The following is a 6,674-nucleotide window of genomic DNA, read 5'->3' as shown; positions in this document are numbered from 1 at the left end:
CAACGCCAACCCCCGACTGCCATGGTCATTCCTCGCCCACACCGGCCTGACCATCCGCCCACCACACCCACCGAACTTACGAAAAGATCAGTAGGCGGCGGCTTGCACATCAAGGGCCGGGGCGGCAGCGGGGCAGGTCGCCTGCTTGAGCCGCATGCGCTCGCCGACGACCTTCTCGCGTTCCACGGCGGCCCAATGCGGATGGGTGGCGACCGTGACGGACAAGGCCGTGCACTCCTCGCGCAGCCGGTCCACAGCGGCCTTCTGCTGGTCGGTGTAGCCAGGGCTGTCCTCCCGCCCGCCGGACACGACCCCCGTGTGCGGATGTTCCTCGCCGGCCCAGCCAGGCATGGGTTCCACCGACCACGGCAGCGTGCGGCAGAGGGCGGCGAGCTCGGCGGCTGCCTGGTGAAGGCGGGTCTGCGCGGCCCGCAGGTCGTCGGGGAAGTCGGTATCAGCCATGACTGAAACCATGCATCTGTTCGAATTGCTGCGGCGAGCGACGCGCGGGTCCGATGAAGCACTTGTGGCTGAGCGCTTCAGTTGGCGGATGAGTACCCCGGTTGGCGTGACTGAGCGTTCTTGCTGGCGAGCAGAGCGGCTGTGCGACTTCTCGCCTGCAGCTTCGTGCATGGGGCGGGTCGGACATGTTGCGTGCTGGCTCCGCTGCGGTCACTACGCGGGCCTCAAGGTGTCGATAAGTTCGGTGGCCGGGGTGGTGGGTGTGCGGGGGTGCAGGAGCTCGGTGCGGTGCACGATGCGGGGCTCGGTGATCGGTACTGCCGCGATGCCGGGGAGGTCTCCGGCTGCGGGCAGGGCGGCAGTGGTGAGGCCGGCTCCGGCGGAGACCAGGACGGACAGTCCGCGGATGTCGGTTCCGGTGTAGGTGAGTTGGCCGCCGAAGCCGTCGGACTGAGCGGCGGCCCGGAGTTCGGCCAGGGGTACGGCGGCGTCAGGTGCGTCGATCCAGCGGGCGGCGGCAAGGTCGGCCAGCCGCAGCGCCGGACGGCCGGCGAGCGGGTGGGTGGCGGGCAGTAGTACCGCGAGAGGGTCCTCGCTGATGGGAAAGGCGGTCAGGGGGCCGGCGTAAGGCAGTGGCAGTGGATCGCTGGATGCCACCGCGCCGTCGATCAGAGCCAGGTCCGCCGCGCCGGTCAGCACTGCCTGGACCGCTTCGGTGCGGCCGCACACCTGCACCGAGGCCGCGAGCTGTGGCGCCGCGGTGCGGGCGCGTACCAGCGCCAGCGTGGTGGCGGGCGTCAGCGTGCCTGGCGTGCAGGCCACCGCGAGTCGCCCCGGGCGCACCTGCCGCAGGCGCGCGACATCGGCCCGCGCCGCGGCCAGGCGCAGCAGCAGCGGCCGGGCGTGTTCCAGTAGCCGATCGCCCTCTTGGGTCGGCGCTACCGGGCGGCGCGTGAGCAGTGGCGCCTCCAGATCGGTCTCAAGGTTCGCGATGTGCTGCGAGACCGCGGACTGGGTGTAGCCGAGGGCCTGGGCGGCGGCGGAGAAGGAGCGGTGGTCGACCACGGCGACGAAAGTGCGCAGCTGCTGAGGATCCACGAGTATCAGTATTACTGATGCTGGATGCAGAAATCATCGCTGGACGTGATGCAAGCGGGCGGCTGAGGATGGCCGCATGACACACACCGCCCGCGTCGCTTTGGTCGGCGACCGCTCGCCCCACGTCCGCTCCCACACCCGCATCCCGGGCCTGCTCGACGCGCTGCGGGAGCGTGACGGCCTGGATCTGGACGCGTACTGGATCCCTACGCAGGATGTTGCGGACAACACGACCCTGGCCGGGTTCGATGCGATCTGGGTGCTGCCCGGCAGCCCTTACCGCAGCGAGGCTGGCGCGCTCGCGGCCATCCGCACCGCCCGCGAGGACCACATCCCCATGCTCGGCACCTGCGCCGGCTTCCAGCATGTCCTGCTCGAATACGCCCGCAATGTGGCCGGCCTGGCAACGGCTGCTCATGCGGAGAACGCGCCTGACACGTCGGCGACCGACGCTGTGGTGGTGCCGCTTGCATGCTCCCTGGTCGGTCACGAGGGCACGATCGAGCTGACCGCAGGCTCCCTCGCCGAAGCGCTCATCGGCGCTGAGCGATCCATCGAGCGCTACCACTGCAACTTCGGCGCCAGCCCCCACCACGTGGAGCTGCTGCGTACCCACGGGCTGCAGTTCACCGGCACCGACACCGACGGCGAGGTGCGGATCGCCGAGCTGCCGGAGCACCCGTTCTTCCTCGCCACCCTCTTCCAGCCGGAACTCGCCGGCGACGGCGCCCGGCCGCACCCCTTCATCCGCGGTCTCGCGGCGGCCGCCGTTGCCCGGGCAAAGGCGGTGGCATGACCGGTATCAAGCGTCCATTGAGCGTCTACCTGCGCCGGTGCACGGTGCCCGACGCTCACGGCGCCAGCCCGCTGGCCCCCACCCGCGACACATGGTTCCCCAGGCTGCCGGCCAGCACGCCCCAGGCACCCGGCAACCACGACGCTCAGTCCTGCCAACTACGGTGCTCATCGGCCAACTGAAGCGCTCCTTACCTTGTTGGCGGGTTGATTCCGCTCCTTCGTGCGATCGGAATGACCTGCTCCCCGATGCCGATGCCGATCCCCGGCGGCCGCCGCGAGACCGGGTCGGGGTGGTGCGAGGTGCCGACGGGGTCAGCGGGTGGTGTCGCATGAGGCGGTACCGCTGGGTGTCTGGGTGCGGTAGGAGTGGCCGAGCTCCGGGCCGAGGCCGAAGTAGTGGCGGAAGTTGTAGATCAGAGGGCTCCACGCGGCCGGATCCACGTGCTGAGTACCGGGGACGACGATCTGCGGCGCGGCGTGCACTTTCCGTACGGCGGCTTCGACGATGACGAAGTCTCCCGAGGCATCCGCCCGGACCCGGTGGGCACTGGCCTCCATCTGGATGGGGCATTCGGCGACGCGTGGCGGGCGGACCAGGTGGGAGGGTGTTGCGTGCAGGCCGGCTGCGGCGAACTTGGCGGGCTCGAACCGGCAGCCGTGTGCCTTGGTGGGGGGAACGGGATTGCGGCCGGTGAGCGGTGCGAGCCGTTCCACTGCCGCCCACTGGTCGGGGCCGGGCAGGCTGATCACCAGTTCGGGGCGGCTTCGCAGGTTGTGCGCGGTCTGGCCATCCGCCCCCAGCCCCAGGACCACTGTCCGTCCGAGTGCCCATGCCGAGGACATCGGGGCGAGGTTGAACGAGCCGTCCTGGTTCTCTGACGACAGGAGCACGACCGGCGTTCCGAAGTACAGAATGCTCGGCTCGATGACCAGGTGGCCGGCGGTCGCGTGGGCGGACAAGGCGCTGGGCGGTGCGGTGTTCATGCGGGGGAGCGTAGGTTCCGGATTCTTCGGCGACGGCCGAACGATCCCGGAGCAACGAAGACATCCCTGGTTCCGGCCTTTCCTGGGCAGGGGCGCCATGCCCCTCAGAGCGAAAATGGGGGCATGGCAGAGAACCAGACCCCGGCCGCGCCCTCGCCCCTCGACGATCAGCTGTGCTTCGCGCTGTACTCGGCCTCGCGGGCCGTGACGGCGGCGTACCGGCCGGTGCTGGCGGAGTTGGGGCTCACGTATCCGCAGTACCTGGTGATGCTGGCGGTGTGGGAGCGCGGGCAGGTTCCGATGAAGGCATTGGGCGCGATGCTGGGCCTGGACTACGGCACGCTGTCGCCGCTGCTCAAGCGGCTGGAGGCGGCGGGGCTGCTGCGGCGTGAGCGGCAGCCGGACGACGAGCGTGTAGTGACGGTGGAGGCCACCGAGCAGGGCCGTGCGCTGCGGGAGCGCGCGGAGGGTGTGCCGGGGGCGATGGGGCGGATCTACGGCCTGTCGGCGGGCGAGGCGGAGCGTCTTCGGGACCAGCTGCGGGATCTGACGGCTCGGCTGGGCTGAGGCCGACGAGGTCCGGACTCGGGGCGGACGCACCGGTTCATCGTGGGACTCATCACATGCAGTTACATCGTGCACAATTGAATAGTGCGCTATCTTTCTTGTGAAGCCCGGCAACCACCGAACACGCACCACGAGACGCGAAGGAGAGCGGCGATGCAATTCATCAGGTACGAGGAGTACACCCCCGTCGAACGCCCCACCTACCAGCGGGAACTGGACGAGGTCGTGCGGAATGTCGCCGACCGCACCCGGGCGTCCGTCGAACGTCAGGGCGTGGGCCGTGCGGTGCGGACCGCCCACGGCAAGACGTACGGCCTGATGAAGGCAACGGTCACGGTGGGTGAGGTTCCGGCACCGTACGCCCAGGGGATCTTCGCCGCACCGGCGACGTACGACGCGGTCGTGCGCTACTCCAACGGCCTCGGCCATCTCCGCGCGGACTCGCTGCTCGGCGCCGCCTGCGGAATGGGGATCAAGATGTTCGGAGTGCCAGGTGCCTCCCTGCTCGCCGACGAGGCCGAGGCCACCACGTTCGATCTCAACCTGATCAACAACACGGTGTTCTTCGCCAACACGGCCTACGACTACATGGTCATCGAGGAGCTCTTCGCGGAGCTGCCGGACGCACTGGTGAACCCGGCCCGGCGCAAGGCATGGATGGGCGAGTTCCTCACCCGCCGCGGAACACTTCCCACCGCGGACGAGTGGCTGTGGGACGAGCTGTTCGCGATGCTCTCGTTCACACAGGTGCCGCGCCGCAACCTGCTCTCCTACACGTACAACAGCATGGGCGCCTTCCGGTACGGCGAGCACATCGCCAAGGTCCGCACGGTTCCCGTCTCGCCCGTCGCGCACCTCGACGTCGACGTGCGGGCGGACGGGGAGGCATTCCGCAACACGCTCGTGGCGGAGGCCGGCGAGCGGGAGCACGCGTTCGAGCTTCAGGTGCAGCTCAACACCGACCTGGCACGGATGCCCGTGGACAACACCTCGGTGGAGTGGCCCGACCAGCTCTCGCCCTGGGTGACGGTCGCTCACATCAGCATTCCGCGGCAGGACATCGGCGGCGAGGAGAACCTCACGGCCGCGGACGGCACGTCGATCACCCCGTGGCGCACCCGGGAGGACCACCGGCCCATCGGCGAGATCCAGCGGGTGCGGGAAGAGGTCTACCGCCGCTCGTCCATTGAGCGGCACCGCCTCAACCACCAGCCGCGACGGGAGCCGACCGGCAGCGCCGAACTCCTGTGACGCCGCTGGTTTGCCTGTCATTCACGGCCCGTCCGTCATGCCCACTCCACCCCGATCTCGGCCCGCGTGGCCCGCTGTACGTCGTTCAGCCAGCCGCGCCGTGACCTCCGGCCAACGAACGGGACCCGAACGGGACCCGAACGGGACCTCTTCCGTGACCTGCGGCCACCGTCTCATCGTCACTCCCCGCACATCACGGCGATCAACGGTGGCCGTAGCCGTCCCCGGCCCAGCTCGCATCAGCAAGATCACGATCTACCCGGAGCGCCGGCTGGTCTCCAACGGGCATTACGACGAGTACCCGGACGAGGACACCGTGCCGCTTGACCAATCGCCCGCGAAACCAACAACTCGCGCGCATCGAGGTCTTGGGTCCCTCGGCCGTGCATGAATGCGCGACAGCGCTGACGAGAGCAGTCGGGCTCGAGTGCCGGCTGTATGCCGCACCGCAGGAGGCACCCTCGGGCGGACAGGAAGACCAGAGGACTCGGCGCGGACTCAAATTCAGGCGCAAACAGAGCACCGCAAGCGCTTCTTGACTGCCGTACGACAGGCCCTGGGTACGCGAGCACAGTTCCGATGAGTGCCTGAGTCGGGCGGCATCCGCCGACTCAGGCACTCACTGGTTACCCGGACCGCCCTGTGCCCTGACCGGCCACGGCAGGTCACGCCGGCCGGCGAGGGGTGCTGAGCCAGTCCTTGTAGTGGGTCGGGGCCAAGCGCGCTTCGGGGCCGGCGACAAGAACGTCGCCGTCGACGGCAGCGAACATGCCCGCCTTCTCGTCCGTGACGACGGTGCGGTGGTCCTGTCGCGTCGACAGCGTGAGGCGGCCGAGCTCGTCCAGGCGAAAGACATCGGGGCCGGCGACGTCGAGCGTGCCATTGAGCGGCGGGGCGGTGGCAACGTCGGCGAGGGCGTCGACCACGTCGGCTGCCGCGATGGGCTGGATGCGTGTGGAGGGAAGCCAGACGGTGCGATCGTCGGTGGTCCAGGACATGGCCGCGTCCATGAACTCGAAGAACTGGGTGGCGCGCACGATCGAGTACGCGGTGGGCCCTTGCCGCAGCAGGTCCTCCTGGAGCGTCTTCGCCCGGTAGTAGTCCAGCTGCGGCACTTGGTCGACGCCGACGATGGAGAGGATGACCTGATGGCGAACGCCCGCGCGCTCGCCCGCGGTCAGCAGCTGCTCCATGGTGGTGCGGAAGAAGGCCGGCGAGGCTTCGTCGAAGGTGGGGGAGTTCGTCACGTTGACGACCGTGTCCGCGCCTTCGAGCGCCTGGTCGAGCCCCGCGCCGGTGAGCAGGTCGACTCCGGTCGACAGGGATGAGGGGACCACCTCGTGTCCGGCCTCGCGGAGTCTGGAGACGAGTTGGGAACCGATCAGTCCGGTTCCTCCGATGACCGTGATCTTCATGATCGTGACCTTCCGTGAACCGAGTGGCACTGAGTGCGCAAACTCGGATATTCGATGTCCGGGATGATACTCGGATAGTCTATATCCGAGTCAGACGGG

Annotated in this window: 7 protein-coding genes; 3 read left to right on the top strand and 4 right to left on the bottom strand. The window is 68.9% G+C overall.

Translation table 11 applies throughout. The annotated features are described in order from the left end of the window. Positions 1–87: 87 nt before the first annotated feature. On the bottom strand, positions 88–462 hold the full coding sequence (locus AC067Z_RS36500) for a hypothetical protein (RefSeq protein ID WP_478793951.1): 375 nt from the start codon (positions 460–462) through the stop codon (positions 88–90). Positions 463–675: 213 nt separating this feature from the next. Then, positions 676–1,560 (bottom strand): LysR family transcriptional regulator, encoded by an 885-nt coding sequence (locus AC067Z_RS36495; protein ID WP_478793950.1) that lies wholly within the window; start codon positions 1,558–1,560, stop codon positions 676–678. Between the two features lie 76 nt (positions 1,561–1,636). Here AC067Z_RS36495 and AC067Z_RS36490 point away from each other — a divergent pair, with 76 nt between their 5' ends. After that, complete coding sequence (locus tag AC067Z_RS36490; RefSeq protein WP_478793949.1) at positions 1,637–2,356, top strand: CTP synthase C-terminal region-related (seleno)protein; 720 nt, start codon at positions 1,637–1,639, stop codon at positions 2,354–2,356. 314 nt (positions 2,357–2,670) lie between these two features. On the opposite strand, the gene AC067Z_RS36485 is transcribed toward AC067Z_RS36490, so the two are convergent. Then, positions 2,671–3,342, bottom strand: coding sequence for a flavin reductase family protein (locus tag AC067Z_RS36485; RefSeq protein ID WP_478793948.1), 672 nt, complete (start codon positions 3,340–3,342; stop codon positions 2,671–2,673). A gap of 123 nt (positions 3,343–3,465) precedes the next feature. On the opposite strand from AC067Z_RS36485, the gene AC067Z_RS36480 reads away from it, so the two are divergent. Next, positions 3,466–3,909 (top strand): MarR family winged helix-turn-helix transcriptional regulator, encoded by a 444-nt coding sequence (locus tag AC067Z_RS36480; protein ID WP_478793947.1) that lies wholly within the window; start codon positions 3,466–3,468, stop codon positions 3,907–3,909. 153 nt (positions 3,910–4,062) lie between these two features. After that, a complete protein-coding gene (locus AC067Z_RS36475; RefSeq protein WP_478793946.1) occupies positions 4,063–5,160 on the top strand; it encodes a catalase family protein in 1,098 nt (365 codons plus the stop codon). A 665-nt stretch (positions 5,161–5,825) separates the two neighbouring features. Here the strand turns inward: AC067Z_RS36475 and AC067Z_RS36470 are convergent. After that, the gene (locus AC067Z_RS36470; RefSeq protein ID WP_478793945.1) at positions 5,826–6,575 is read right to left on the bottom strand and encodes an SDR family oxidoreductase; all 750 of its coding nucleotides are present in this window, start codon (positions 6,573–6,575) and stop codon (positions 5,826–5,828) included. Positions 6,576–6,674: the final 99 nt, after the last annotated feature.

The organism is Streptomyces sp. NPDC043812 (assembly GCF_056436245.1).
Note: the sequence above shows the minus strand (reverse complement) of the source record. Positions and strands in the feature narration are given on the sequence as shown.

What these genes read in the sequence shown, in the direction of transcription:
- AC067Z_RS36500 (WP_478793951.1), bottom strand. Translation starts at nt 462, where the DNA reads ATGGCTGATACCGACTTCCCCGACGACCTGCGGGCCGCGCAGACCCGC.
- AC067Z_RS36490 (WP_478793949.1), top strand. Translation starts at nt 1,637, where the DNA reads ATGACACACACCGCCCGCGTCGCTTTGGTCGGCGACCGCTCGCCCCAC.
- AC067Z_RS36485 (WP_478793948.1), bottom strand. Translation starts at nt 3,342, where the DNA reads ATGAACACCGCACCGCCCAGCGCCTTGTCCGCCCACGCGACCGCCGGC.
- AC067Z_RS36480 (WP_478793947.1), top strand. Translation starts at nt 3,466, where the DNA reads ATGGCAGAGAACCAGACCCCGGCCGCGCCCTCGCCCCTCGACGATCAG.
- AC067Z_RS36475 (WP_478793946.1), top strand. Translation starts at nt 4,063, where the DNA reads ATGCAATTCATCAGGTACGAGGAGTACACCCCCGTCGAACGCCCCACC.
- AC067Z_RS36470 (WP_478793945.1), bottom strand. Translation starts at nt 6,575, where the DNA reads ATGAAGATCACGGTCATCGGAGGAACCGGACTGATCGGTTCCCAACTC.